1 protein-coding gene is annotated in these 600 nt (G+C 54.8%); it reads right to left on the bottom strand.

What is annotated here, in order from left to right; genetic code table 11:
* Positions 1-600, bottom strand: a 600-nt coding sequence (locus H8A95_RS43425) for an alanine racemase (protein WP_229188505.1), incomplete at both ends; no start/stop codon positions are given.

The raw sequence follows: 600 nt of genomic DNA, 5'->3' as shown, positions 1-600 counted from the left end.
CGGACGACTTGAGACGGCTGGAAGTCGGGATCATGGGACGTCGAGAAGCCGAAAATCCCTCCACCCGATCTTATGAGGTCGAAATGAAATTCGCATCCGGCGAATAGTCCCGCCGAGTTCGATAGTGAAAGAATAGCTTTCGGAAACAAATGGGTCAGTTCGCTGAACCGAGATAATTGTTGAAGACTGACCTCATTTCGCAACTCCGCGCAGGCGAGTTGACTCATGAACAGCGCTATAGGCAGCTCCGACAGCCCGTTTTCATCGCCGGCGAGTTCCTGCAACTCATCGATGGGAAACCCTAGTCGAGACAAGCCCGTGTCGACATGAATACCCGCTGGCAACGCCCGATTGCGAAGTCGGCAGTGCTGAAGCCATGCATCCAATTGTTCCCTGCTGCTGAGGATTGGCAATAAATCATGATGCTCGGCAGCTAGCTCCATACCTGGCATAAGACCGTGAAGCAGGTAGATTTTCGCAGATGATGGCAACACATCCCGCAAGGCGATGCCTTCCTCCACGTCGGCGACGAAGAAATGCCTGCAGCCGATGCGAGCGAGAAACGGCGCTATACGCGCCGCGCCAAGACCGTAGGCGTCT

Source organism: Bradyrhizobium oropedii (genome assembly GCF_020889685.1).
In the GTDB taxonomy this organism is placed as follows: domain Bacteria; phylum Pseudomonadota; class Alphaproteobacteria; order Rhizobiales; family Xanthobacteraceae; genus Bradyrhizobium; species Bradyrhizobium oropedii.
Note: the sequence above shows the minus strand (reverse complement) of the source record. Positions and strands in the feature narration are given on the sequence as shown.